This window comes from Streptomyces sp. NPDC003300 (assembly GCF_040610915.1).
Lineage (GTDB): Bacteria > Actinomycetota > Actinomycetes > Streptomycetales > Streptomycetaceae > Actinacidiphila.
Genome location: NZ_JBEXNE010000022.1, coordinates 114710 through 140034, shown reverse-complemented (window position 1 = coordinate 140034; position 25325 = coordinate 114710). Strand labels below are relative to the sequence as shown.

At 72.7% G+C, this 25325-nt stretch carries 20 protein-coding genes; 17 read left to right on the top strand and 3 right to left on the bottom strand.

Features of this window, described 5'->3' with window-relative positions; genetic code table 11:
* The first annotated feature begins 149 nt into the window (after positions 1 to 149).
* The 5 genes from ABZX65_RS28080 to ABZX65_RS28060 all read left to right on the top strand — a co-directional run bounded on the left by ABZX65_RS28080 (position 150) and on the right by ABZX65_RS28060 (position 5957).
* Positions 150 to 1532 (top strand): ABC transporter substrate-binding protein, encoded by a 1383-nt coding sequence (locus tag ABZX65_RS28080; RefSeq protein ID WP_355345768.1) that lies wholly within the window; start codon positions 150 to 152, stop codon positions 1530 to 1532.
* A gap of 8 nt (positions 1533 to 1540) precedes the next feature.
* Positions 1541 to 2557 (top strand): sugar ABC transporter permease, encoded by a 1017-nt coding sequence (locus tag ABZX65_RS28075; protein WP_355345765.1) that lies wholly within the window; start codon positions 1541 to 1543, stop codon positions 2555 to 2557.
* Positions 2554 to 3459 (top strand): carbohydrate ABC transporter permease, encoded by a 906-nt coding sequence (locus tag ABZX65_RS28070; protein WP_355345762.1) that lies wholly within the window; start codon positions 2554 to 2556, stop codon positions 3457 to 3459. The genes ABZX65_RS28075 and ABZX65_RS28070 overlap by 4 nt, the downstream gene beginning before the upstream one ends.
* A 120-nt stretch (positions 3460 to 3579) precedes the next feature.
* Positions 3580 to 4605: a PfkB family carbohydrate kinase gene (locus ABZX65_RS28065; RefSeq protein ID WP_355345759.1), complete on the top strand. Its 1026-nt coding sequence runs from the start codon at positions 3580 to 3582 to the stop codon at positions 4603 to 4605.
* On the top strand, positions 4602 to 5957 hold the full coding sequence (locus ABZX65_RS28060; RefSeq protein WP_355345756.1) for an alpha-glucosidase/alpha-galactosidase: 1356 nt from the start codon (positions 4602 to 4604) through the stop codon (positions 5955 to 5957). Before ABZX65_RS28065 ends, ABZX65_RS28060 begins: the two co-directional genes overlap by 4 nt.
* A 131-nt stretch (positions 5958 to 6088) precedes the next feature.
* Here ABZX65_RS28060 and ABZX65_RS28055 read toward each other — a convergent pair whose 3' ends face one another.
* Entirely contained in the window at positions 6089 to 7000 is a 912-nt protein-coding gene (locus ABZX65_RS28055; RefSeq protein WP_355345753.1) for a hypothetical protein, read from the bottom strand.
* A gap of 177 nt (positions 7001 to 7177) precedes the next feature.
* On the bottom strand, positions 7178 to 7381 hold the full coding sequence (locus ABZX65_RS28050) for a hypothetical protein (RefSeq protein ID WP_355345750.1): 204 nt from the start codon (positions 7379 to 7381) through the stop codon (positions 7178 to 7180).
* Between the two features lie 473 nt (positions 7382 to 7854).
* Between ABZX65_RS28050 and ABZX65_RS28045 the strand changes: the two genes are divergently transcribed.
* From ABZX65_RS28045 to ABZX65_RS28030, 4 genes are read left to right on the top strand one after another with little or no spacing between them, the layout of a single operon-like run.
* Positions 7855 to 9057: an ATP-grasp domain-containing protein gene (locus ABZX65_RS28045; protein WP_355345747.1), complete on the top strand. Its 1203-nt coding sequence runs from the start codon at positions 7855 to 7857 to the stop codon at positions 9055 to 9057.
* Entirely contained in the window at positions 9054 to 10898 is a 1845-nt protein-coding gene (locus tag ABZX65_RS28040) for an IucA/IucC family protein (RefSeq protein ID WP_355345743.1), read from the top strand. Before ABZX65_RS28045 ends, ABZX65_RS28040 begins: the two co-directional genes overlap by 4 nt.
* Positions 10898 to 12721 (top strand): IucA/IucC family protein, encoded by a 1824-nt coding sequence (locus ABZX65_RS28035; protein ID WP_355345740.1) that lies wholly within the window; start codon positions 10898 to 10900, stop codon positions 12719 to 12721. The genes ABZX65_RS28040 and ABZX65_RS28035 overlap by 1 nt, the downstream gene beginning before the upstream one ends.
* Entirely contained in the window at positions 12718 to 14004 is a 1287-nt protein-coding gene (locus ABZX65_RS28030; RefSeq protein ID WP_355345738.1) for a type III PLP-dependent enzyme, read from the top strand. The genes ABZX65_RS28035 and ABZX65_RS28030 overlap by 4 nt, the downstream gene beginning before the upstream one ends.
* Positions 14005 to 14094: 90 nt before the next feature.
* Here ABZX65_RS28030 and ABZX65_RS28025 read toward each other — a convergent pair whose 3' ends face one another.
* On the bottom strand, positions 14095 to 16686 hold the full coding sequence (locus ABZX65_RS28025; protein ID WP_355345736.1) for an alpha-L-rhamnosidase C-terminal domain-containing protein: 2592 nt from the start codon (positions 16684 to 16686) through the stop codon (positions 14095 to 14097).
* A 409-nt stretch (positions 16687 to 17095) separates the two neighbouring features.
* Here ABZX65_RS28025 and ABZX65_RS28020 point away from each other — a divergent pair, with 409 nt between their 5' ends.
* The 8 genes from ABZX65_RS28020 (at position 17096) to ABZX65_RS27985 (ending at position 25171) form a co-directional block, all read left to right on the top strand.
* The gene (locus tag ABZX65_RS28020; RefSeq protein ID WP_355345733.1) at positions 17096 to 18415 is read left to right on the top strand and encodes an extracellular solute-binding protein; all 1320 of its coding nucleotides are present in this window, start codon (positions 17096 to 17098) and stop codon (positions 18413 to 18415) included.
* Between the two features lie 70 nt (positions 18416 to 18485).
* Positions 18486 to 19376: a sugar ABC transporter permease gene (locus ABZX65_RS28015; protein WP_355345783.1), complete on the top strand. Its 891-nt coding sequence runs from the start codon at positions 18486 to 18488 to the stop codon at positions 19374 to 19376.
* Entirely contained in the window at positions 19376 to 20209 is an 834-nt protein-coding gene (locus ABZX65_RS28010; protein ID WP_188279491.1) for a carbohydrate ABC transporter permease, read from the top strand. Before ABZX65_RS28015 ends, ABZX65_RS28010 begins: the two co-directional genes overlap by 1 nt.
* A 95-nt stretch (positions 20210 to 20304) precedes the next feature.
* A complete protein-coding gene (locus ABZX65_RS28005) occupies positions 20305 to 22701 on the top strand; it encodes a glycoside hydrolase family 3 N-terminal domain-containing protein (protein ID WP_355345780.1) in 2397 nt (798 codons plus the stop codon).
* Between the two features lie 217 nt (positions 22702 to 22918).
* Positions 22919 to 23119 (top strand): hypothetical protein, encoded by a 201-nt coding sequence (locus tag ABZX65_RS28000; protein WP_355345730.1) that lies wholly within the window; start codon positions 22919 to 22921, stop codon positions 23117 to 23119.
* A gap of 26 nt (positions 23120 to 23145) precedes the next feature.
* Positions 23146 to 23448, top strand: a complete 303-nt coding sequence (locus tag ABZX65_RS27995; protein WP_355345727.1) for a hypothetical protein — start codon at positions 23146 to 23148, stop codon at positions 23446 to 23448.
* A gap of 338 nt (positions 23449 to 23786) precedes the next feature.
* Positions 23787 to 24227 carry a hypothetical protein gene (locus tag ABZX65_RS27990; protein ID WP_188279498.1) on the top strand — a complete coding sequence of 147 codons (441 nt, stop codon included), beginning with the start codon at positions 23787 to 23789 and terminating at the stop codon, positions 24225 to 24227.
* A gap of 263 nt (positions 24228 to 24490) precedes the next feature.
* On the top strand, positions 24491 to 25171 hold the full coding sequence (locus tag ABZX65_RS27985) for a class F sortase (protein WP_355345724.1): 681 nt from the start codon (positions 24491 to 24493) through the stop codon (positions 25169 to 25171).
* The last annotated feature ends 154 nt before the right edge of the window (positions 25172 to 25325 follow it).

Sequence of the window (25325 nt, the reverse complement as noted above, 5' to 3'; positions counted from 1 at the left end):
GGCCCCGGGGCCGCCGCCCCGGCGGGCGGCCGCCCGGGGCCCCCCCCCCCGGGGCCCCCCCGGGCCCCGCCGCCCGGCACGGGCAACGGCCCCGCCCCCCAGCCGCCGCCCGGCACCCGCACTCGCACTTCCGCCTTCTGGAGGCACCGATGACCGCAGGCCCCGTCCTGCCCCGCAGCCCGCTCCCCGGCGACCCGCCGCCCGCCGGGCACCCGCGCCGGGACACCGGACTCTCCCGCCGTGACGTCCTGCGCCGCGGCACAGGACTGCTCTCCGGCGCCGCCGCGGGCGCGCTGCTCGCGGGCTGCGGCACCGGCGAGAGCGACGGCGTGGGCGCGGACGGCCGGGTCACCGTCGAGCTGTGGCACGGCCAGACCGACACCGGCCGCGCCGCGATCCAGCAACTGGTGGCCGAGTTCAACCGCACCCATCCGAAGATCAGGGTCGACCCCGGCGGCGGCGTCCTGTCCGACGCCATGCTCCAGAAGGTCACCGCCGCGCTCGCCTCCGGCTCGTACCCCGACATCGCCTACATCTTCGGCTCGGACCTGGCCAGCATCGCCCGCAGCCCCAAGGTCGTGGACCTCACGGCGACGATGGCCCACGGCCCCACCCCCTGGAACGACTTCTGGACCCCGGCCCGCGAGGCCGTCACCGTCAACAAGCGGGTACGCGCCGCGCCCGCGCTCATCGACTCGCTCGCCGTCGTCTGCAACAAGAAGCTCTTCGCCCGCGCCGGAGTGTCGCTGCCCGAGCCCGGCTGGACCTGGGACGAGTTCACGGCCACCGCGAAGAAGCTCACCAGCCACGCCGACGGCACCTTCGGCACCGGCTGGCCGGGCGTCGGCGACGAGGACACCGTCTGGCGGATCTGGCCGATGATCTGGGACCTCGGCGGCGAGGTCATCTCCGCCGACGGCCACGGCATCGGCTTCGAGGACACCGGCGTCCGCGCCCTGGAGACCATCGCCACCCTCGCCTCCGACAAGAGCGTCTACATCGACCCCAAGCCCGGCAGCGAGCAGATGTACCAGGTCTTCCTCTCCGGCCGGATGGGCATGGTCCCCACCGGTCCCTGGCAACTGCCCGACGTCATCCAGGCCAAGATCGACTACCACGTCGTCCCGCTGCCCAGCTACAGCGGGAAAGAGGTCACCATCTCCGGGCCCGACACCTGGACGGTCTTCGACAACGGCTCGGCGCGCGTCGCCGCCGCCCGCACCTTCGTCGAGTGGCTGATCCAGCCGCCGCAGGACGTGCGGTGGGACATCCAGGCCGGCAGCCTCCCGCTCAGCCGCAGCACCCAGGCGCTGCCCGCGTGGCAGGACCGCAGCTCCCGCACGGAGGGTCTGTCGGTCTTCACCAAGGCCCTGGAGACCGCGCGGGTACGCCCCGCCCACCCCGCCTACCCGCAGATCTCCGAGGCGCTCGGCCAGGCGATCACCGCGGTGCTGCTCGGCCGCAGCACCCCCGCCAAGGCACTGCGCGACTGTGCGCACGAAGCCAACGCCGCACTGCTCATCCCGCGTTGAGGAGACCCATGTCGAGAACCACGCCGCGGCTGCTGCCCCGGCACAGGCCGGGCCCCGCGCAGCGCCGCCCCGCCCCGCTCACCCTGTCCGACCAGGACCGCGACCGCGAGCACGCACAGCAACTGCGCGCCCGCCGCCGCAGGCTGCGCGGCGAGTCCGCGACCGCGTGGACCTTCATCGCGCCCTCGATCGTGGTCATCCTCGGCCTCAGCGTCGTCCCCGTGGTCTGGTCGCTGCTGCTGTCCTTCCGCGCGGACGACCTGGTCACCCCCAGCCGCTGGGTGGGCCTGGCCAACTACCGGGCCCTGTCCAAGGACCCGCACTTCAGCCAGGCGGTGCGCAACACCCTGGAGTACACCGCGCTGTACGTCCCGCTGAGCATGCTGCTGGGCCTGGCGCTCGCCCTCGCGCTCAACCGGCGCATCCGGCTCGTCGGCGTCTACCGCACCCTGATCTTCGTACCGTTCGTCATCTCGGCCACCGCGCAGGGCGTGCTGTTCTCCTTCATCCTCGACCCGCAGTTCGGCGCCGCCAACTCCGTACTGCACTCCATCGGCGTCTCCCCCCAGGGGTTCCTCACCGATCCGTCGCAGGCCCTCCTCGTCCTCGTCGCGATCTCCCTGTGGAGCGGCACCGGCTTCTGCGTCGTGGTCTACCTCGCCGCGCTCCAGGACGTGCCGCAGTCCCTCATCGAGGCCGCCAGGCTCGACGGGGCGGGACGCCGCCAACTGCTGCGCCACGTCGTGCTGCCGACGCTCACCCCGGTCAACGTCTTCCTGCTGCTGTGGCAGACCATCAACTCCCTCCAGGTCTTCGACCTCGTCTACGTCACCACCAAGGGCGGACCGCTCGGCTCCACCACCGTGATCGTCTACTTCATCTGGGAGCAGGCGTTCAAGAACTTCACCGCCGGTTACGGGGCAGCCGCCGCCTACGTGCTCGCGCTCGCCCTGCTGGTGATCGCCGTCGGCACGCGGGCCTTGCGCCGCCGCGAGCCCGTACGCCTCGAAGGAGCCCCGCGATGACCGTCACCTCAGCCCTGCCCGACGCGGCGCCGCCCGGCGCCGGGAACGCCGACGCCCCGCGGCCGAGCGCGCCCCGCCCCCGGCGGTCGCGGCTGCCCTTCAGCGGCTGGCACCTGCTGCTCGCCCCGCTCGCCCTGCTCTTCGCGGTCCCGCTGATCTGGCTGCTGGTCAGCTCGGTGATGAGCAACGCCGAGATCAACCGCTTCCCGCCCGCGCTGTGGCCCTCCCACATCGACCTCGGCGGCTACCGCTACGTGCTCGGCAACGCGCTGTTCCCGCGCTGGTTCGCCAACTCGCTGATCGTCTCCGTCGTCGCGGTCGTCTCCAACCTCGTCTTCGGCGCGCTCGGCGGATACGCCTTCGCCCGGATGCGGTTCGCCGGCTCGCGCACCCTGCTGGTGCTGATGCTGGCCACCATGGCGATCCCGTTCCAGCTCACCATGATCCCGACCTTCCTGGTGATGAAGCGGCTCGGCCTGATCGACACCCTCGGCGCGCTCATCGTGCCGTCGCTGGTCACGCCCTTCGCGGTCTTCCTGCTGCGGCAGTTCTTCCTCTCGCTGCCCAGGGAGCTGGAGGAGGCCGCGTGGATCGACGGCTGCTCACGGCTGCGCGTGCTGCTGCTCATCGTGCTGCCGCTGTCGCGGCCCGCGCTGAGCACGGTCGCGGTGCTGACCTTCCTCAGCACCTGGAACGACCTGACCTGGCCGCTGATCGCCATCAACCACGACACGCAGTACACGCTGCAACTCGGCCTGACCACCTTCCAGGGCCTGCACCACACCCGCTGGTCCGCGGTGATGGCGGGCAACGTCCTGACCGTCCTGCCGGTGCTGCTCGCCTTCCTCGCGGCGCAGAAGCAGTTCATCCAGTCGATCACCTCCAGCGGCCTGAAGGGCTGACGGGACACCGCCCCGTCGCCCCAGGACGGACGGACCCGCTCCGTCGCCTGAAGGGCTGACGGGACACCGCCCGGACTCCCGCCGCCGGACTTCCGCCCCACCACCACAGAAAGCCAGCTCATGCCGGACACGTTCGACCTGCTCGTCATCGGGGACGCCAATCCCGACATCGTCCTGGGGCCGCTGGACGCCCCGCTCGCCTTCGGCCAGCGCGAACAGCTCGTCCCCACCGGCCTGCTGACCCTCGGCGGCTCCGCCGCGATCATGGCGTGCGGCGCCGCCCGGCTCGGCCTGAAGGTCGCCATCGCCGGCCGGATCGGCGACGACGACACCGGCCGGTACGTCCGTACCGCCCTGGCCGAGCGCGGCGTCGACACCGCGGCGCTGCGGGTGGACCCGGACCTGCCGACGCCGCTGACCACCGTGCTCACCCGCGGCGACGACCGCGCCATCCTCACCGCGCCCGGCACCCTCACGGCCACCGTCGGCGCCGACGTGCCCCAGGCGCTGCTCGCGCACAGCCGCCATGTGCACGCCGCCTCGTACTTCCTGCTGCCGGGACTCGCGACCGCGCTGCCCGACCTCTTCCGCACCGCCCGCGCGCACGGCGCCACCACCTCGCTCGACACCAACGACGACCCGGCGGGCGACTGGGACCCGGCCGGAATCGCCGCGCTGCTCCCCGTCACCGACATCCTGCTGCCGAACGCCAGGGAGGCGTGCGCCCTGGCGGCCGGCGGGGAGACCGCGTCCGGTGACCCCGAGGCGCGCGGGAAGATCCCGGCGGGGGACCCCGAGCCCGCCGACGTCGAGCGGGCCGCGGCCCTGCTCGCCGCGCGCGGTCCGCTGGTGGTGGTGAAGAACGGCGCGGACGGCGCCCTGGCCCACGACGGCCGCGCCCCGCTGCGCGCCCCCGCCGTCCCCGTACGGCCGCTCGACACCGTCGGCGCGGGCGACAGCTTCGACGCCGGCTTCGTCGCCGCCACCCTGGCGGGCCTGCCCCTGGCAGCCGCCCTCGCCCTGGCCGCCGCCTGCGGCGCCCTGTCCACCCGAGCGCACGGCGGCACCACCGCCCAACCCACCTGGGACGAGGCGCTCGGCGCCTCCCGCGCCGCCACCACCCGCAACGGAAAGAACCCGTCATGAGCACAGCCAGCACCACACCCCGCACGACGACCAGCGGCGCCACCCGTACGACCAAGATCGCCTTCATCGGTGCCGGAAGCGTCGTCTTCACCCAGGGCCTGCTCGCCGACCTCTTCGCCTTCCCCGAGCTCAAGGACGTGCACATCGCGCTGCACGACATCGACGCCGAGCGGCTGGCCACCGCCGACGGGGCCGCACGGCACATCGCGGCCGAGCGCGGCGCGGCGCCGCTGATCACCGCGCACGCCGAGCGCCGCGCGGCCCTGGAAGGCGCCGACTTCGTCATCAACATCATCCAGGTCGGCATGGGCGAGGCGACCCGTACCGACTTCGACGTCCCCGCCCGCCACGGCCTGCGCCAGACCATCGGCGACACTCTCGGCGTCGGCGGCATCTTCCGCGCGCTGCGCACCTTCCCCGTCCTGCGGGAACTCGGCCGGGACATCGCGGAGGTCTGCCCCGACGCCTGGCTGCTGAACTACACCAACCCGATGGCGATGAACGTGCAGTACCTCGCCGAGGCCACCGGACTGACCCGGGTCGTCGGCCTGTGCCACTCGGTGTACTGGACGATGCACGACCTGGCGGAACTGCTGCGCATCCCGCTGGAAGAGGTCACCTACCACGCGGCGGGCGTCAACCACCAGGCGTGGGTGCTGCGCTTCGAGTACCAGGGCGAGGACGTCTACCCGCGGCTCGACGCGCTCATCGCGCAGGACCCGCAACTGCGCCGCAGGGTCCGCGTCGACATGTACCGGCGGCTCGGCTACTACCCGACCGAGACCAGCGAGCACTCCTCCGAGTACGTGCCCTGGTACCTGCACCACGACAGCGAGATCGAGCGGCTGCGGCTCCCCGTCGGCGCGTACCTCGGCATCGTGGACGAGAACGTCGCCGCGTACGAGAAGACCCGCGCCGCGCTCGCCGCCGGACTCCCGCTGCCGGTCGAGGGCACGATGGAGTACGCGCCGCAGGTGATCCACAGCATCACCACCGGCACCCCGCGCACCATCTACGGCAATGTGCCCAACCACGGCCTCATCGACGACCTCCCGGCCGCCGGTACGGTCGAAGTGCCGTGCCTGGTCGACGCGTTGGGCGTCCAGCCCACCCGGATCGGCGCCCTGCCGCCGCAGTGCGCCGCGCTGAACCGCACCTACCTCAGCACCACCGACCTCGTCGTCCGCGCCGCGATCGAGGGCGACCCCCGCCACATCCGGCACGCCGCCATGACCGACCCGGCGACGGCCGCCTCGCTCCCCGTCGAACGGATCTGGGAGCTGTGCGACGACATGGTGCGCGCCCACGGTGACGCGCTCCAGCCGGAGTTGCGGGCCGTCCTGGGCACGTGAGGCGGCGGGCCGCGCGCCGGGCCGGTGGGCTGAGTCGGCTCGACGCGGCCCGGCTCCACTCGGCCCGGCTCCACTCGGCTCGGCTCGGCCCGGCTCGGCTCGGCACTCGGTTCGGTTCGACGGGGCTCGGCTCAGTGCGCGAGGGCGCTCATCAGGTGGCGCATGGCCCGGATGAGCGCCGGGCGCAGCGCGATGGTGTCGGCGGGCGTCGCCTCGATGGGGGAGCCGTCGGCGTTCAGCGGGCGGGCGGCCACGCCGTTCCACTGCTTGATGCCGTCCACGCTGAGCGAGAAGACGGCGCCGCCGTGCCGGACGGTGACGGCCTGCCGCGCGGTGCCGTAGATCGTGAACGCCTGGTCGCCGAGGCCGCGCAGCGCCCTGGTGACCTCGGGCGAGTCGGTCATGAACAGGAAGTCGCCGGAACCCGCGGTCGTGGGGTCGGGGACGATCACATGCGAGAGGTCCGCGAATTCGGCGTGCACGTCGGACTTCTTGTGCAGGTCGACGGTGACGGTGACCGTGTACGTCGTCTCCCAGTCGCCGCTCCCGGTCACCGACGTGGTCAGGGTGCAGGCGGCGTGGTCGAGGGCGGGACCCTTGGTGATCACGGGGATGCCCTGGAGGAATTCGGTGCCGAAGGCGTCGGACAGCGGCTGGAGATTGTCGCTGGTGCACGGGTTGTCCGCGAGGTGATAGCCGTGCAGGTCCGGCCGCGGGCCGCCGTACCCGGTGAACTGGAGGACCGCGAGCCAGACCGCCGACGCCGTGACGACGCCGCCGAGCGCCCACAGCACGCGGCCCCGGCGTCCCTCGGGCCGTGGCCGCCAGGGCTTGAGGGTCGGGCCCCTGTCCTCGCCGCCGTGGCCGCCGCCCGTGTCGCGGACGCGGTACGGGTCCGCGGGGGAGCGCGGCGGCGGGAGGCGGTTGCGCAGCCGGGAGAGCGCGGAGCGCAGCGACGGCGGCGGGTGACCCGCGCCGCTCAGGATGTCGGGGGCGGGGCGGTCGGGCTCCGGCTCCTCGACCATCTCCGGCTCGGTGATCATGCCGAATCCCCTCGTCGCGGTGTGCCGGACACTGTACGGCGGGGCGGACGCCGCATCGGGACCCCTGCTCCCAGGCTGCCCATGGGCGGCGGCGGATAACAGGCGGGTTCGCGCCAGGGGGGATCGGGGCCGGACGGGTGCGGTGCCGGGGAGTGCGGGCCGGGCGTCCGGCCGCGGTCAGCCGCCGGTCTCCGCGCCGCCGCCGTCCCCGTCCTCCGGGAGGTCCGCCTCGACCCCGTTCGCGCGGGCGATCCGGAGCGCGTCGTCCAACTCGTCGCAGGCCACGGCCAACGCGTACGCGTCCCCCGCCCGCCCCGCGGCGGCCACCGCCTCCCGAGCCACGCGCACCCGCTCCAGCATCGCCTCGGCGAAACCGTCCACCCGGACCTCCATCCGACGTCATCGGCCGCCCTCCGCCCTGGCCCCGATCGCACGGAGAGCCAGGGGAGATCGCGGATCTCCGGACATGCTAACGACGCCGCCGCGGCCCGGCGCCACCCGAACCCCCGTATGGCGTAGGGCGGTTCGGCCCGCTTCACCTGCTGTCCAAGGTCCGTCCACCGCCCGTCCGCGCTCGGGTCGGACGGTGGACGGACGGCGTGCGAGCCGGGGCGGCGGCGGACCTCCGGGCACGGCGGAAATCGGTGTCGCGCGCGCCGGTCGGTGGACATGATCGGATCAGCGGACAGCATGAGAATCGCACCGACGCGCCGGTGCCCACGGCCGTCAACCGGCACCGCGCCGGGGCGAATTGACAGAGTTAGGCATGCCTAACCTAGGCTCGTCGCGCCCCTGGTCACCGGTCGTCCCACGACCGTCGGCCCGAACGACTGCGCGCCCGGAAGTGGACCCCCATGCGGCTCTATGTGCTGGCTCTGAACCCGACCGACTCGGTCACCGAGGGATTCCTCCCGGCCGCCCGCCGCCTCGGCCTGGACGTCACGGTCCTCACCGACCAGCCCGCCGCGCACCGGGCCGCGTACGGAGACGATCCGGCGGTCGGCGTCCTGGAGTGCGACGTACGCGACTTCCGCGCCGTCATCACCCGCGTCTCCGCCTATCGGCCGCCGGACGCCGTCTTCACCAACAGCGACCACCTCCAGGTCCAAGCCGCCCTGGCCGCCGACTACTTCGGCCTGCCCGCCAAGAGCTGGCAGGCCGCGCTGCGCACCAAGGACAAGGCCGAGACGCGCCGGGTCCTGGCCGCCTCGGGCGTCGACACGGTGTGGTCGGCGCAGTTGCCCGCGGGCCAGGACCCGGCGGCCTGCCTCGCCGGACTCGACGTGCCGTACCCCTGCGTCGTCAAACCGCGCGAGGGCGTGGCGAGCGAGGACGTCGTACGCGCCGAGGACCCGGCGGACCTGGAGCGCCGCGTCCGGCGGATCCAGGCCGACCGGCCGGGCGCCGCACTGGTCGTGGAGGAGTTCCTGCCCGGCGAACTGCTCACCCTGGAAACCCTCGGCGACGGTACGACCCGCCATGTGCTGGGCGGCTTCCGCACCACGCTGTCCCCGCCGCCGTACTTCATCGAGGAGCGGCTGACCTTCGTCCCCGCGCACCCCGCGCCCGTCGTCGACCAGGTCCTCGCCCAACTCGACGCCCTCGGCGTCGGATTCGGCGCCTGCCACACCGAATTCGTGCTGCACGAAGGGCGCGCGCGCCTGATCGAGGTCAATTACCGCGCCATCGGCGACCAGTGCGACCTGCTGCTGGCCGAACTGCTCGACCTGCCGCTCTTCGAACACATCCTCCGCACCCATCTGGGCGAATCCCTCCCGGCCGACCTGCGTACCGCGACCGGCCGCGCCGCCCGGCTCGACTACCCCTACGCGCGGCAGGCGGGCACCCTCACCGCCGCCCCCGGCCCGGCCGACCTGACGGCCGACGGCGTGCGCCTGACCTACCGGCCGTTGCGGGCGGTCGGCGAACGGCATCCGCTGCACCGCACCAACCGCGACCTGCTGGGCGTCGTCCGGGCCATCGGACCCGACGAGGACGCCGTGGAGCGGGCCGTCACCGGCTTCCTCGCCGAGCACCGCTGGGAGATCACGCTGTGACGGTGACCGGCCGGGCCGCCGGAGACGAAGAACGCGCCCTGCTGCTCGACGTGTTGAGCACGCTGCTGCGCGAGGACGTCGTGCGCCTGCGCACCGGCAGCGCCCTCGTACGCCGCCCCGACGGCGACTGGCTGCGACTGCCGGTCCCCGAGGCCGATGCGGACGTGCTGCCGCTGCCGCCGCCCGTGACCGACCCGACAGGGGAGGAGTCGGCGCTCCTGCTGCCGGTCACGGCGGACGGCTTCCAGAGCGAGTACGCCGCCCGGCTTCCGCTGCTGCTCCAGGAGCCCGGCGGGCGGGAGTTGACGACCGGCGAGGACGTCCTGGCGGCGCTGCGCGCTCTCGCGGCGCCCGAGGACCGCGCGGGCTTCACCGCCTTCGCGGACGAGTACCGGGACGCGCTGACCGCCCTGCGGCTGCGGACCGCGACCCGCGCCGACACCGTGGCCCGGCTCACCGCACGCCACGGCGGCGACCCCGCCGGGTGGACCGGACTCACCGGCGTCCTCGCGTACGACACCCTGGCCGCCCGGTACGGCCACCCGGTGCACCCGACCTCCGCCGCCCGCAGCGGACTGACGGAACGTCAACTCCTCGCCCACGCGCCCGAATTCGCGCCGCGCTTCGCCCTGCGCTGGCTCGCCCTGCCCAGGGAGGCCGTCACCGTGCAGGGCGCGGACGGCGATCGGGCACCCGACGGCCTCGGCCTCGGCGTTCTGCGGCCGTCCGCCCTCACCCTCGGCCTGCCGCAGGAGCTGGACGGCACCCATGTCGCCTTCCCCGTCCACCCCCTCACGGCGGACGGCCCGCTGCGGGACGCGCTGCGCGCCACCGGCCTCGACGGCAGGTCCGTACTGGCCGCCCGTACGTACCTGGACGTGGCGCCCACACTGTCGACCCGCACCGTCGCGGTCCTCGCCGACCCCGGCACCCACCTCAAACTGCCCCTGGCCACCTCGACGTTGGGGCTGCTCAACCGGCGCACGATCAAACCGGGCAGCCTGATCGACGGCGCGGCCGGGCAGCGGCTGCTGGAGGCGGTGACCGCGCGCGAACCGCGCTTCCGCGACAGCGTGCTGCACGCCGACGAGACCCGGTTCGCGCACGCGGGCCACGAACTCCTCGCCGTGCTCGTCCGCCGCCACCCGCCCGGCCTCGACGGCTGCGCCGTCCTGCCCATGGCCGCGCTGCTCGCCGCGGCCCCCGACGGCCGGCCGGTCATCGACCACCTCGCCGACCGCTACTACGGCGGCGACCCGCTCGCCCTGCTCGACGCGGTCCTCACCCTGCTCCTCGACTGGCAGACCACGCTCTTCGGATACGGCATCGCCCTGGAGTCCCACCAGCAGAACATCTCGCTGCTGCTGGACGACCCCGAAGGCCGCACCCGGCTGCGCCTGCTCCTCAAGGACGACGACGGCCTGCGCGTCAACCGCGTGCGGCTGCGCGCGGCCCTCGGCTCCGGCGCGCCGGAGCGCGCCGCCTTCGACGACCCGCGCATCCTGGTGGACGACGACGGCCCGGTGGCCGACCTGTTCACCACCATCACCGTCCATCTGTGCGCGGGCGCCTACGCGTTCGCCCTCGCACGGCTCGGCCGCGCCCCGCTGGAAGACCTGCTCGACCGCGTACGCGACCTGCTCGACCGGGCCGCGCGGCGGCTCGGCACCGGGCCGGGCGAAGCGGGCGAGACCCTGCGCGCGCGTGTGCTCGACGCACCGCGCCTGCCCGTCAAAGCGATGGTGAGCGCGGGCACGCTGCTCACCAAGGACCGCTCAGGAGCCACCGACATCAACAAGCACTACACCACCGGACCCAACTACCTTCTGCGGAGCCGTTGATGACGCTGCCCACCATCACCGGACCCGCCGACTGCGCCCGGCACGCGGGACTGCCCGACGCGGACCGGGCCGTGGCCCACACCCTGCTGAACTGCCTGCTCCGCGAGGTGTCGGGGCCCGAGCACCAGACCGCCGTCATCGACGGCCGCCTGCTGGTACGGCTGCCCCGCACCGGAGTACGGCTGCGGGTCGCGCTGCGCCGCACCTCACTGCTCGGCGCGCACCGCTTCGCGGGACCGGTCACGGAACAGACCGGCCACGACGACTGGACCGAGATCGACTGGCGACGGCTGGCCGAACACACCCACGCCGAGCTGACCTCGCTCACCGGCGTGCCCAACGACGAATTCCTCGACCAGGTGGAGTCCAGCCACCACGGAGTCGCCACCGCGCTGCGCGCCCCGCGCCCCGTCGCGGCCGGGCTCCCGCTCGCCGGATACCTCGCCTCCGAACAGTCGCTCGTCTACGGCCACCGCTTCCACCCGGCCCCCAAGTCCCGTGGCGGCGAACCCGGTTCATGGGCCGCCTACGCACCGGAGACCTCGGCGTCCTTCCCGCTGCGGCTGCTCGCCGTGCGCGAGGATCTGACCGTCCAGGAGTGCGCCGAACCCGGCGCCACCGACCCGCTGGACCGGCTCGCGGCCGTGCCCACGGGTTACCGGCTGCTGCCCGCCCACCCCTGGCAGTACGACCTGCTGCGCCGCCACCCCGCGCTGCGCGCCGCCCTGGACCGCCGCGACGTGCTGGACCTGGGCCCCGGCAGGACCCGCTTCGCCGCCACCGCCTCCGTCCGCACCCTCTACGACGGCGACACCTTCCTCAAATTCAGCCTCAATGTGCGGATCACCAACTGCCTCCGCAAGAACGCCAGTTACGAGCTGGCCGGGGCCGTCGCCCTGACCCGGATGCTGCGGCCCGCCTTCGCCGACCTCGCCGCCCGCTTCCCCGGCGCCGACGTACTGCGCGAGCCCGCCTACCGCAGCCTGGCCCTGCCCGGCCGCGACGGCCGCCCCGACCAGTCGCTGCTCGAAGGCTTCGGCGTGATCGTCAGGGAAGGGCTCGACCGGCGGCTCGGGCCCGGCGGCACAGCGTTGCTGGCCGCCGCCGTCGCCGACGAGTACCCGACAGGACCGGGGCACATCTCCCGGCTGGTCGCGGACGGCGGCCCGGCGGCGGCCCTGCGCTGGTGGCGCGCCTACCTGCGGCTGCTCGTACCCCCGGTGCTTGCCGCCTACTTCGACCATGGCGTCGTGCTCGAACCCCACCTCCAGAACGTGCTGGTCTGCGTCGACACCGACGGCGACCCCGTCCAGGTGCTCTTCCGCGACCTGGAGGGCACCAAACTGGTCCCCGAACTGCTCTCGGGCCCCTGCGCCGACGCGCTCGCCGCGCTGCCGCCCGAGGTCGCGGAGCCCCTGCGCTACGACGCCGACCGGGGCTGGGACCGGGTGGTCTACTGCCTGCTGGTCAACCACGTCGCCGAGATGCTGGCCGCCCTCGCCGACCTCCACCCGGACACCGAACCCGCCCTGTGGGCCGAGGTCCGCCGCACCATCCGCGACCACGCGGACGAGCACGGCCATCACTCCCGGCTCGACGCCCTGCTCGCCGGAGCGCCGCTGCCCGCCAAGGCCAATCTCCTCACCCGCTGGGAACGCGCGGCCGACCGGTTCGCGGGATACGTACGCCTGCCGTCGCCCCTCGCCGAGGACGTCCTGCCGGCACCGCTCGCCGAGCACACCCTGCCGGCACCGGACGGCGGACCCGGACACCCCGTGCGCGGCGCCGACCGCGATCCCGACGACGCGAGGACGCAGTCATGACCGCACCCGCACCCGCACCTGTCGCCGTCCCCGACTCCGTACGGACCACGGCTCTCGCCCTTCCGACCGCCCAACTGCCCGCCTACCTCTACGACCTGGCGGCGCTGCGCGCGCACGCGGCGGCCGTGCGGGCGGCGCTGCCCGAGCGGGCGGAGCTGTACTACGCGGCGAAGGCCAACCCGGAGCCGGAGATCCTGGCGGCGCTCGGCCCGTACGTGACCGGCTACGAGGTCTCGTCCGGCGGCGAGGCCGCCCATGTGGCGGCGGCGGTGCCCGGCCGCCCGCTGGCCTTCGGCGGACCGGGGAAGACCCCCGCCGAGATCACGGCCGCGCTTGACCTCGGCGTGGACCGCTTCCACGTGGAAAGCGCGTACGAACTGCGCGTGCTCGCGCATCTCGTGGCCGCGCGCGGGACCCGCGTCGGCGTGCTGCTGCGCTTCAACCTCGCTGTCGCACCGGGGGAGTTGGCGACGGGAGTGCTGGCCATGGGCGGCGGACCGTCGCCCTTCGGCCTCGATCCGGCGCAGGCCGACGCGGCCGTCCGCGCGCTCACCGACGGCAGCCATCCGCACCTCGAACTGCGGGGTGTGCACGCCCATTTGGCCAGCGGCCTCCCGGCGCCGAGATTGCTCGCCGTCGCCGAGGCCGTGGTCGCCTGGGCGACGGACCTCACGGCGCGGCACGGCGTCCCGCTCCGGGAGGTCAACGTCGGCGGCGGCATGGCCGTCGACTACACCCGCCCGGCGGACCGCTTCGACTGGACCGCGTACGGCGAGGGGCTCGCCCGGCTGCTCGACGCCCACCCCGGACCGCTGCTGCGCATCGAACCGGGCCGCGCCCTGACCGCGTACTGCGGCTGGTACGCCACCGAGGTGCTGGACGTGAAGCCCAGCCACGGCGAGGAGTTCGCGGTGCTGCGCGGCGGCACCCACCATCTGCGGACCCCGGCGGCCAAGGGCCACGACCAGCCCTGCGCGCTGCTGCCGGTCGACGACTGGCCTCACCCGTGGCCGCGCTCGGCGGCCGACGGCGAACTGGTCACGCTGGCGGGCCAGTTGTGCACGCCCAAGGACGTGCTCGCCCGGCGGGTCCCGGCGGCGGGACTCCGCGCGGGCGACCGGGTGCTGTTCGCGCTCGCCGGGGCGTACGCCTGGAACATCTCGCACCACGACTTCCTGATGCACCCCCGGCCGACCGTCCACTACGTCGATTCCACGGATGTCCCGGATTCCACGGCTCTCCCGGAACCCACGGCTCTCCCGGAATCCACGGCCCTTTCCTGAGACCGGCCGCTCCCGGCCCGTTCCTGAGACCGGCCTCTCCCGGCCCGGCCGAGGCGCCGGGTCCGGGAGAGGGCGTGTGCGGCGGACGGTTCAGGACGCCTTGCCGGTCACCGTGATCGTGTGGCTGCCCGCCGGGATGCCGCGCAGCGTCACCCGGCCGTCCTTGAGCGTGGCCTGGAAGGCGTGCGCCCCCGCGCCGTCCCAGGCGACCCGGCCGTCGACCTTGACGGTGACGCGCGTGCCCGTCGCGGGCAGGTCGACGACACCGGACGTCCCCTTGGGCGCCGTCAGGTCGAGCGTGAACTGCCGGTCACCGCCGCCGCGCTTCCAGTCCACCGTCAAAGGGCCGTGCGGCGTGGGAAGTTGACCGCGCGCCCAGGTGACGGAGCCCGGGTGCGGTGCGACGCTCCAGGTGGCGAAGCCGGGGGTGACGGGCGTCGCGCCGAGCAGGTCGTTGGTCAGCGCCGGGACCACCCCGGTCGACCAGCCGTGCGCCGCCGAGGTGAAGCCGCCCTCGTACATCGAACCGCCCGGGCCGATGCCCTCCCAGTCGGTGATGCCGGGCCCGTGCCCGGCCATCCAGCCGTACAGCCGCTTGATCTCGTCGATGGCGGAGTCGGCCTTGCCCGCCAGGAAGCGGGCCTGGATCTCGGGGTACGAGGTGAAGGCGTAGACCCGCTGGGAGCCGTCCGGGACCAGGGTGTTGTTGTCCATGAAGGCGTTGCCGTACGGCTGGGCGGTGGTCCGGGACAGGTGGTCGAGCGCCGAGGCGGCGCGCGTCGGGTCGGCGACCCCGGCGACCACGGCCAGGCCGTTGCCGTCCTGCCCGTGCCGTACCGCGCCGGTCGCCGAGTCGAGATAGGCGCCCGCGGCGCTGTCCCACAGGCGGGTGTTGATCGCCGTGCTCACGGTGGCGGCGCGCTTCTGCCAGCGGTCGGCGTCCGCGCCGTGGCCCAGTGACGTCGCCAGCGCCGCCGCGTCCTTGAGCGCCTGGACGTAGAGGGTGTTGTAGTAGGTGACCTCGCCGCTGCGGGGCAGGAAGGCGTAGTCGCCGTAACCGCCGGTGCCGTTCAGGCCCTTGGACAGCAGGCCGTTGGCGTCGGTGACGCTCGGGTACCAACTGTCCAGCGTCTTGACCAGGTTGGCGTAGTAGTCGCGGGCGTAGGCCGTGTCGCCGGTGTACAGCACGTAGTCCCAGCTACTGGTCACCCACCACAGCGGGTAGTCGAAGAGCGGGAGCGTGTAGGTGTTGATCGAGGCGGGCGGTATCCAGCCGTCGCCGCGCTGGTGGTCGGCGAGGTCGGCCAGCACGTTCTTGGCGGCGACCGCCGCGTCATGGGTCAGATACGTGGTGCGGCCGGAGACCGCGACATCGCCCACGTACGGGTCGCGGTCGCGCTTGGCGCCGTCGTGCAGCACGAGCTTGCCGTCCAGCGTCGGGCTGTCGGCGTTGCGCGGGTCGACGTCGTCCGACCGGAAGGTGTCGGTGACCAGTTCGTTGGTGTACGAGGCGTCGTACCAGTACTGGTTCAGCTCGGCGTCCGAGGACTCGAACCAGCCGGTGTAGGAGTCCGGGGTGCCGAGGAACGGGGTGAAGTCGAGCGAGACACCGTCGATCCGCACGGTGCCCGACGGCTGCGCGAGCGGCGCGTCGGAGGGGAGCGCGTCCAGGCTGATCCTCATGTAGCGGAAGCCGTGCAGGCCGTCGGCGCAGACCTTCGTACCGCTCAGGCAGCTCCTGTGGTCGGTCCAGATCCCGCCCTGCCGGGGGACCGCGTACTGATCGGTGCCGGGGCCGCCGGAGACGTCGGAGCGCGTGTAGTCGGAGCGGTCGGTGAGGTAGTCGAGCGTCTCGGAGAAGGCCACCCGCACGCCGGGGCTGTTGTCCGAGGCGCCCGCGAAGCTGATCCGGGGGTAGCCGGAGACGACCTTGCCGAAGTCGAGCGTGACGCTGGGCACCGGCTCGGCGGCGACCAGCCCCGGCCACACCTCGTTGATCCTGGTGTACTCGCCCTTGCCCGAGGACTGGTCCTTGGTCACGGTGATCCGCACCCGCGCGGTGGTCACGGACGAGGAGAAGGCGACCGCGCGCCGCACGTCGGAGTTGCCGGTGACGGTGGCGCGGGTGGTCCAGGCCGAGCCGTCCCAGGTCTCGACGGTGAAGTCCTGCGGGACGCCGTCGCTGTTGGACAGCACCGTGATGCCGGGGAGCGTGACCGGGGTCGGGCTGGTGATCTCCAGCCAGGCGGGATACGTGGCCGCGTTCGCGTCGTTCCAGAACGTGTCGGTGTCGCCGTCGACCGCGTTGCCTGGCACGTAGGTACGGGGCTTGCCGTCGTTGCCGTTGTTGCCGTCGTGGTACGAGGAGGCGGCGGCCGTGGTGTCGGCCGGCCACGTCGGCTTGGGCTTGGGGGCGGGCCTGTCGAGGGTGGCGGTGCCCTTGCCGAGGACGCCCTGAGGGTGGGCGACGTCGCCGGTGGTGGCCGTCACGGCGACCGGCCGCACCTCGCGGCTCGACGGTGCCCGCACGTACTTCCGCCAGGAGGCGGAGTGGGGGGAGTTGGCGGAGGCCGGCCCCGACAGGGCCATGGTCGCGGTGAGCGCGCCGACGACGGCGACGGCCTGCGCGATGCGGACCGACCGTCGGGAGAGCGTGCCACGGAGGGGATGCGCAGAGGACAAGAGGGCTCCAGGTGTTCCACGAGCCGCGTCCCGCAGCCCGCACCACTAAGAACGATTCAATTCGGCGCGGCTGAACCTATGGCGCGATTGAGCTGGGGGTCAATACATCCTTCGGCCAAGGCTTCGCATTGTCGCGGCGCTGAATTGAAACGTCATTGAAACGGTGCGGCAGAGCCGCCCCCGCGTCCGGCCCGCCGTCGGCCCCGCTCGCCGGTCTCGTCCCGTGTTCCGACATCTTTCTCGAAACTGTCGAAGCCGACACCGCGTCAGTTCGGTGGTCCGAACGGGTGTTGGGTCACGCTTTGGTAACCCGTGGCACGAGCCTTGACCCTCTCTCCGGGCGCACTTTACCGTCACAGCGCGCAGCAAATTTCGGCGATGATGCCGAATCTTTCGAAAGGCTGGACCGATGAAGAAGCGCGCATTGCTCTCCCGCGCCGCGACCGCCAGAGCCCTGGCCGGCGGCGTGGCGCTCGTGCTCGGAATGTCCCTGGCCGCCTGTGGCGGCAGCAGCGGCGGCGACTCGGGCGGCGCCGGCTCGTTCCACGTGCTGGTCTACGGGGACGCGACCAACAAGGTCGAGAAGCAGATCGTCGCGACGTTCAACAAGACGTCCAAGGTCAAGGCGGTCCTCGACACCATCCCCGGCGCGGACTACCAGCAGAAGCTGCAGACGCTCATCAGCACCAAGCAGGCGCCCGACGTCTTCTTCAACTGGGGCGGCGGCAGCATCGCCCCCTTCGTCAAGAAGGGGCTTCTGCTGCCGCTGGACGAGATGATCGCCAAGGACCCGGGGCTCAAGAACAACTTCCTGACGTCGGTGTTCGACAGCGCCAAGGTGGACGGCAAGCCCTACGGCATCCCGATGCGCGGCACCCAGCCCGTCCTGCTCTTCAACAACAAGAAGGTGCTGGCCGACGCGGGCCTGACCGAGCCCAAGACGTGGGACGACCTGCTCAACGCGGTCAAGGTCCTGAAGTCCAAGCACATCACCCCGATCGCGCTCGGCGGCGGCGACCAGTGGCCGACCCTGATGTGGTACGAGTACGTCTACGACCGCGTCGCGGGCCCCGGCCTGTTCGAGAAGGCGCTCGCGGGCGACAAGAGCGCCTGGGCCAGCGCCGACAGCAAGAAGGCGCTGTCGATGCTCAAGGAGCTGGTCGACGCCGGTGCCTTCGGCACCAACTACGACTCGGTGAAGTTCACCGACAACGGCTCCGCGGCCCTGGTCGCCACCGGCAAGGCCGGGTTCGAGCTGATGGGCTCCTGGTACTACTCCACCCAGCAGGACGCCAACGCCGACTTCGCCAAGAACGACCTCGGCTTCAGCACCTTCCCGACCGTGACCGGCGGCGTCGGCGACCCGACCGACGTGGTGGGCAACACCAACAACTTCTACTCGGTGCTGAAGAAGACCAAGTACCCGGACGCGATAGCCGAATTCCTCAAGCTCCAGTACAGCGACGAATTCGTGCAGGCACAGCTCGGCATCGGCAATCTGCCGACGACGAGGAACACCGAGAAGTTCCTCGACACCTCGGCCGATCCCGCCTACTCCAAGTACCAGTACAACCTGGTCAAGGACGCGAAGTCCTTCCAGCTCTCCTGGGACCAGGCGTACCCGCAGTCGGCGAGCACCGCGATGCACACGGCGGTCCAGCAGTTCTTCGACGGCAAGCTCGACGCCGACGGGTTCATCAAGGCCATGCAGGCCCTGCCGTCGTCCTGACCAGGGAACCCTCCACATGATCACCACATCGCCCCCTGCGGCACGGAGCGGCACGGCCCACCGGGCCGGGATGAGCCGCCGCTCCGGCTCCGCGGTGACCCGCCCAGGTCTGGCCTGGGCGGTTCCCGCCACCTTGTTCTTCGTCTGCTTCGCCGTCGTTCCGCTGCTGCTGGTCGCCGTGCTGTCCTTCACGAGCTGGGACGGCCTCGGCTCACCCCAGTGGGCGGGCGTGGCCAACTGGAAGGCGCTGATCCACGACCACACCATGATCCAGAGCCTGTGGCTCAGCGCGCTGATCACGGTGCTCGGCGTCGTGATCCAGACACCGCTGAGCCTGCTCCTCGGCGTCTGGGCCGCGGGCCACCAGCGCAACCGCGCGATCCTCTCGGCGGTCTACTTCATCCCGCTGCTGCTGTCGGCCACCGCGATCTCGGTCCTGTGGCGGGCGATGCTCGACCCCAACTTCGGTGTGCCCGCACAGGCCAGATGGCTCTTCGGGGACGGAAATCTGCTCGGCATGCGGTCCGGCGCCATCGGCGTGCTCGTCTTCGTCGGCGCGTGGCAGTACACCCCGTTCCACACCCTGATCTACCAGGGTGCCGCGCGCGCCGTCCCGCCCGTGCTCTACCAGGCGGCGGCCATCGACGGCGCGGGAACCATCCGGCAGTTCTGGCACATCACCCTGCCGCAACTGCGCAACACCATGATCACCTCGATGATCCTGATGGTCGTCGGCGGCCTCACCACCTTCGACACCGTGCTGATCCTCACCCAGGGCGGCCCCGGCACCGACACCACCATCAGCGCCTACTACATGTACCAAAAGGCGTTCAAGAGCTTCGACTTCGGCGGCGGTTCCGCCATCGCCCTGGTCCTCGTCGTGATCGCCACGATCGTCTCGCTGATCGTCGTCAAGGTCTCCGGATACGACAAGATGCGCAGCTCGGCGGAGGGCCTGTGATGACACGCCGAACCAACCGCCACCGCCCCAACTACCTGGCCGGGCTCGGCTCCCTGGTCTGGCTCTTCCTCGTGGGCCTGCCGCTGTACGTGATGCTCGCCGCGACCCTCCAGAGCCGCAGCGACTACTTCAAGAGCGGCCCGCTGGGCTTCCCCCGGCACTTCACGCTGAAGAACTACACGCAGGACTTCCACAACGGCTTCGGCCAGTACTTCCTCAACACCCTGCTGGTCACCCTCGCCGTCGTCGCCATCGTGCTGCTGCTCGTGCCGCCGCTGGCGTACGCCATCGTCCGCGGCCGAGGGCGCCTCACCACCGGCGTCTTCCGGGTCTTCCTACTGGGCCTGGCCATCCCCGCGCAGGCCGTGATCGTGCCGATGTTCTACGTCATCACCAAGGCCGGTCTCTACGACAACCTCATCGGCGTCATCCTGCCGACCGCCGCGTTCTCCATGCCGGTGTGCGCGCTGATCCTGTCCGGCGTCATGCGCGACATCACCCCCGACCTCTACGAGGCCATGGCGATGGACGGCGCCGCGCCCTGGCGGGTCTTCTTCCAGCTCGTGCTGCCGCTGTCCAAGGGCGGCCTGTCCACCATCGTGGTCTTCTCCGCGCTCCAGTCCTGGAACGGCTTCCTGTTCCCGCTGGTCCTGACGCAGTCCGACTCGTCCAAGGTCATCACCCTCGGCCTCTACAACTTCCAGACAGAGCACGGCATCGACGTCCCCGGCCTGCTGGCCGCGGTGGTGCTGTCGATGCTGCCCATCTTCATCGTCTACCTGTTCGCCCGGCGCGCCCTGGTCCAGGGCCTCATGGGCGTCGGAGGAAAGTGACCGACACCGTGGTCGAAGAGACAGAACCCGTCACCGAACCCTGGCGCGACCCCGACCTGGCCCCCGAACTGCGGGCCGACGCGCTGATCTCCGCGATGACCTTGCGGGAGAAGGCCGCGCAACTCGTCGGCGTCTGGGTCGGAGCGTCCGACGACGGCGGCGAAGTCGCCCCGTTCCAGCACGAGATGGAAGCGCCGGTCGACCTTGAGGCGCTGCTGCCGCAAGGACTCGGGCAGCTCACCCGGTCGTTCGGGACCGCGCCGGTCGACCCCGCGCTCGGCGCGCTGTCGCTGCTGCGCACCCAGCGCGCCATCGCCGGGGCCAACCGCTTCGGCATCCCCGCGCTCGCCCACGAGGAGTGCCTGGCCGGTTTCGCCGCCTGGGGCGCCACCGCCTACCCCGTACCGCTGGCCTGGGGCGCCACCTTCGACCGCGCGCTGATCCGCCGCATGGCCCGCGCCATCGGCGACGACATGCGCTCGGTCGGCGTGCACCAGGGCCTGGCCCCGGTCCTCGACGTAGTGCGCGACGCCCGCTGGGGCCGCGTCGAGGAGACGATCGGAGAGGACCCGTACCTCGTCGGAACCCTCGGCACCGCCTACGTCCAGGGCCTGGAGTCCGCCGGAGTCGTCGCCACCCTCAAGCACTTCGCGGGCTACTCCGCCTCCACCGCGGGCCGCAATCTCGCCCCGGTCGGCATGGGCGTACGAGAGCGCGCCGACGTGATCCTGCCGCCGTTCGAGATGGCGATCCGGGAGAGCGGGGTGCGCTCGGTCATGCACGCCTACACCGACACCGACGGCGTCCCCTCCGCCGCCGACGAACTTCTGCTGACCGGACTCCTGCGGGACACCTGGGGGTTCACCGGCACCGTGGTCGCCGACTACTTCGGCATCGCCTTCCTCCAGACCCTGCACGGCGTGGCGGGCACCCTCGGCGAAGCGGCGGGCGCCGCCCTCGCGGCCGGCGTGGACGTCGAACTGCCCACCGTGAAGGCGTACGGCGAACCCCTGCTCAAGGCCGTCGCCGACGGGAAGGTGCCCGAAGCCCTCGTCGACCGCGCGGTACGCCGGGTGCTGATCCAGAAGGCACAGCTCGGACTCCTCGACGCCGACTGGGACCCGACTCCCGCCGCCCTCAAGGGCCTTGGCACGGCCTCCGTCGACGACACGGCCTTCGTCGACGACACGGCCTCCGCCGACGGCACAGCCTCCGTCGACGGCACGGCCGACCTCACCGACGCCGGGATCGACACCGAGGCGCTGCGCGGCCGGGTCGACCTCGACCCGCCCGCCAACCGCGCCATCGCCCGGCAGGTCGCCGAGCAGAGCGTCGTCCTGCTGCGCAACGACGACGACACCCTGCCGCTGGACCGCCCCGCGACCATCGCCGTCATCGGCCCCAACGCCCACACCCCCACCGCCGTGCTGGGCTGCTACGCCTTCCCCGTACACGTCGGCGGACAGCACCCCGACACCCCGCTCGGCATCGAACTGCCCACCCTGCGCGAGGCGTTGGTCGCCGAATTCCCCGGCGCGCGGATCGTCTCGGCGCTCGGCGCGAGCATCGACGGCGCCGACACCGACGGCTTCGCCGAGGCGGTCCGGGTGGCACGCGGCGCGGACGCCGTCGTCCTCGCCCTCGGCGACCGGGCGGGCCTGTTCGGACGCGGCACCAGCGGCGAGGGCTGCGACGCGGAGTCGCTGACGCTGCCCGGCGTGCAGCAGCAGCTCCTCGACACGCTGCTGGACACGCTCGCGGGCACCGGCACCCCGCTGATCGTCACCCTGCTGGCCGGGCGGCCCTACGCGCTCGGCCGCGCCGCCACCGAGGCCGCCGCCGTCGTGCAGTCCTTCTTCCCCGGCGAGGAGGGCACCGCCGCCGTCGCCGGAATCCTCAGCGGCCGGGTCGAGCCCTCCGGCCGACTGCCCGTCAGCGTCCCGCGCCGCCCCGGCGTCCAGCCGTCCACGTATCTGGCGGCGCGCCTCGGCAAGGCCAGCGAGGTCTCCAGCATCGACCCCACCGCGGCCTTCGCCTTCGGCCACGGGCTGACGTACACCCGATTCCAGTGGACGGACCTGGACGTGCCGCGCCTGCACACCGGGACGGACGGGGAGATCGCCCTCGCCTTCACCGTGCGCAACATCGGTCGTCGGGACGGCACCGAGGTCGTCCAGCTCTACCTCCACGACCCGGTCGCCTCGGTCGTGCAGCCCGTGCAGCGGCTGGTCGGCTACCACCGGGTCGCCCTCGCGCCCGGCGAGTCGGCCCGCGTCGAGGTCACCGTGCCCGCCGACCTGGCCGCGTTCACCGGCCGCGACGGCCGACGCGTCGTGGAACCGGGGGAGTTGGAGCTGCGGCTCGGCGCCTCCTCCACCGATCTGCGGCTCACCGTCGTCTGCGCCCTGACCGGCCCGGCCCGCACGGTGGACCACACCCGCAGGCTGCACGCCGACTTCACGACGGATCGCGAACGGGACTCCGTGTCCTGAACATCCTGAACGCCACTTCTGTAGCGGTGACCTGACGGACCGACAGCCGTGCCCCGCCCTGCGCGGAGGCGCGGCTGTCGGCGTTAAGGAACCGGCGCCAACGGGGGAGCGGCGGGTCCCTCCCGTAGCGCCCGCGCCTCCAGGTGCCGCCACATCGCCGACGTGTTGAACCCCGCTCCCCGGCCGGCGGCTGGACGCCCTGCACGCGCTGAGCGACGTGCTGGACCTTGGCCACGCCTTCTTCGCCCCCACCGGGCTGCCGCGGGACCGCCTCGCGGCCCTGCGCGACGCCTTCCGCGCCTCGCTGCCCGCCGCCTTGGTGAGCGTGACGCCGAGGTCGTCGGAGCAGAAGACGCCGCCGCAGCCGCCGCGCCGGATCCGGCCGCGCCGGTTCGGATCGGCCACGACGGCGCGGTAGGCGTCGTCCTTGCGCAGCCCCTTCCAGTGCCCGCCGCCGTCGGTGGTGGTCCAGCCGCCGACGGAGTCCAGCCGCTGGCAGCTGATCACTGGCAGCTGTGCTGGCAGCGGGCCGCCCCGCTGAACGCCCCGGCCGAGGACCCGCCAGCCGGGGAGGACCGGCTGATGCTGTCGCTGCTGGTCGGCGGCCTGAAGGACGAGGCCATCGCCCGTCAGCTCGGCTGGTCCATCCGTACGATGCGCCGCCGGATGAGCGGCCTGGACGGACGTCTCGGGGTCACCAACCGCTTCCAGGCCGGGGTGGTCGCGACCCGGCGCGGCTGGATCTGACCGGCGGTCGCATGCGCCGGGAGCGGAGGCCGGGCTCACGGCCGGGTGCGGGGTCGGGTACGGGGTCGGATGCCGCCTGGATACGAGGCCGGACGCGTGCCCGCGCGGACTCACCCATTCGGCGATCCGAGTGACGGAGCGTCGGGCGGAGCCGCCATACCACGCTGACCTGTGGAATTGCCGCATGCCGAGCGCGACACGCTGCCGGATGCCGCCAGAAGTGACGGGTTGTCAGCAGGCGCGGTGCCCGGCCGCCGGGTTGCCTCGGAAGCGCGAGCACGGATTTCCCCCGTTGCGGTGCACCGGCATCCGCGTCCGGACTCGCTGGAGGATCACTCATGCGTTCGATCAACACGCTTCTGGGCACCGCCGTTCTCGGTGCGAGCATCGCGCTGGCCGCTCCGGCCGCTCACGCCGCCGCCGCGCTGCCGCAGACCACGGCCGAGTGCACCAAGGCGGTGGCCGCCGCCGACAAGGCGCAGGCCGACTACGACGCCGCGCTGGCGGACTACAAGAAGCAGGTCGCGGCGGGCGGCCACCCCGGCACCGCCGAGCAGGACAACCTCTCCGCGCTGGAGAACCAGGTCAACGTCACGGCCTCCGACGCATCGCGCGTCTGCCCGGACGCCAAGGTCCCGTCCGGCACCGTGCACACCGGCATCGGCAGCACGAGCGAGGGCGGCAACACCACCGAGATCGCGCTCGGCGCCGGTCTGCTCGGTGTCGTCGGCGCGGGCACCCTCGTACTGCGCCGCCGCCGCGCCGGTGGCCAGGTCTGACGAAGGTCCGACGCGAGGTCGCCGACGCGGGGCGCGCAGCCCTGACGCAGCCCTGACGCGGTCCTGGTCACCGGCCGTCACGGCCTCACCGGCCCGCCGCGGTCGCACCCGTGCCCCGTACCCCGTGGTCGTACCGCGCGGTGCGGGGCCGCGCCCCGGCGCCTGCTCGCCGCGTCATCCGATTGGCCGCGTCCCCCGGCAGGCCGTGTCTTTCGGCAGCCCGAGCCGCCTCCCCCCTACGTGACGTCAGACAGGCAGACCCCGTGGACCACAACGCCCCCGCAGGCAGCGGCCTGCTCCGCCGTATCGCGCTGACCGTGCTGACGACGGTCGCGGTGTCCGTTGGGATCACCCTGATCAGCAACGGTGCCCAGTCGCAGACGCCCCCGCCGCAGCCGGGCGCCGCCCAGGCGTTCGCGGCGCAGGACGACACGCCGAGCCCCGCGCCGACGCGGCCCGGCGTCCCGGCGATCACGGTGCTGCCGCCCTCGGTGCCGACCGAGGTCCGGATTCCCTCCATCCGCCTCGACGCCCCGGTGACCGGCCTCGACCTGCGACAGGACGGCCACCTCGACGCGCCGCCGGACGACAACCGGAATCTGGCGGGCTGGTACCGGGGCGGTACGGCGCCCGGAGCCGTCGGCACCGCGATCCTCGCCGGTCACGTCGACACCCGGCAGGGCTCCGCCGTCTTCTACAACCTCGGCGCGCTCAAGAAGGGCGCCGCCGTCGAGGTGGACCGCCAGGACGGCCGTACCGCCCTGTTCACGATCGACGCCATCGAGGTCTACGCGGCCAAGGACTTCCCGAACAACAAGGTCTACGGCCCCGCCTCCCGGCCGGAGCTGCGCCTGATCACCTGCGGCGGCGGATTCGACAAGAAGCGGCAGCAGTACCTGGGCAATGTCGTCGTCTACGCCCACCTGACCGGGGCCCGCCTCTGAGGCCGTGACGTGCCCGGCGTACCTGCTCCGACGTACCGGCCGACACCGGCGTACCTGCTCCGACGTACCTGCGCGACGCACCGACCGACACCGACGTACCTGCGCGACGCACCGACCGACACCGACGCACCGAACGTTCCGACGTACCGAACGA

Coding starts and splice junctions, on each gene's coding strand:
- ABZX65_RS28020 (WP_355345733.1), top strand. CDS start 17,096: ATGAAGAAGCGCGCATTGCTCTCCCGCGCCGCGACCGCCAGAGCCCTG.
- ABZX65_RS28060 (WP_355345756.1), top strand. CDS start 4,602: ATGAGCACAGCCAGCACCACACCCCGCACGACGACCAGCGGCGCCACC.
- ABZX65_RS28075 (WP_355345765.1), top strand. CDS start 1,541: ATGTCGAGAACCACGCCGCGGCTGCTGCCCCGGCACAGGCCGGGCCCC.
- ABZX65_RS28065 (WP_355345759.1), top strand. CDS start 3,580: ATGCCGGACACGTTCGACCTGCTCGTCATCGGGGACGCCAATCCCGAC.
- ABZX65_RS28035 (WP_355345740.1), top strand. CDS start 10,898: ATGACGCTGCCCACCATCACCGGACCCGCCGACTGCGCCCGGCACGCG.
- ABZX65_RS28005 (WP_355345780.1), top strand. CDS start 20,305: ATGACCTTGCGGGAGAAGGCCGCGCAACTCGTCGGCGTCTGGGTCGGA.
- ABZX65_RS28055 (WP_355345753.1), bottom strand. CDS start 7,000: ATGATCACCGAGCCGGAGATGGTCGAGGAGCCGGAGCCCGACCGCCCC.
- ABZX65_RS28070 (WP_355345762.1), top strand. CDS start 2,554: ATGACCGTCACCTCAGCCCTGCCCGACGCGGCGCCGCCCGGCGCCGGG.
- ABZX65_RS28045 (WP_355345747.1), top strand. CDS start 7,855: ATGCGGCTCTATGTGCTGGCTCTGAACCCGACCGACTCGGTCACCGAG.
- ABZX65_RS28080 (WP_355345768.1), top strand. CDS start 150: ATGACCGCAGGCCCCGTCCTGCCCCGCAGCCCGCTCCCCGGCGACCCG.
- ABZX65_RS27990 (WP_188279498.1), top strand. CDS start 23,787: ATGCGTTCGATCAACACGCTTCTGGGCACCGCCGTTCTCGGTGCGAGC.
- ABZX65_RS28010 (WP_188279491.1), top strand. CDS start 19,376: ATGACACGCCGAACCAACCGCCACCGCCCCAACTACCTGGCCGGGCTC.
- ABZX65_RS28030 (WP_355345738.1), top strand. CDS start 12,718: ATGACCGCACCCGCACCCGCACCTGTCGCCGTCCCCGACTCCGTACGG.
- ABZX65_RS28015 (WP_355345783.1), top strand. CDS start 18,486: ATGAGCCGCCGCTCCGGCTCCGCGGTGACCCGCCCAGGTCTGGCCTGG.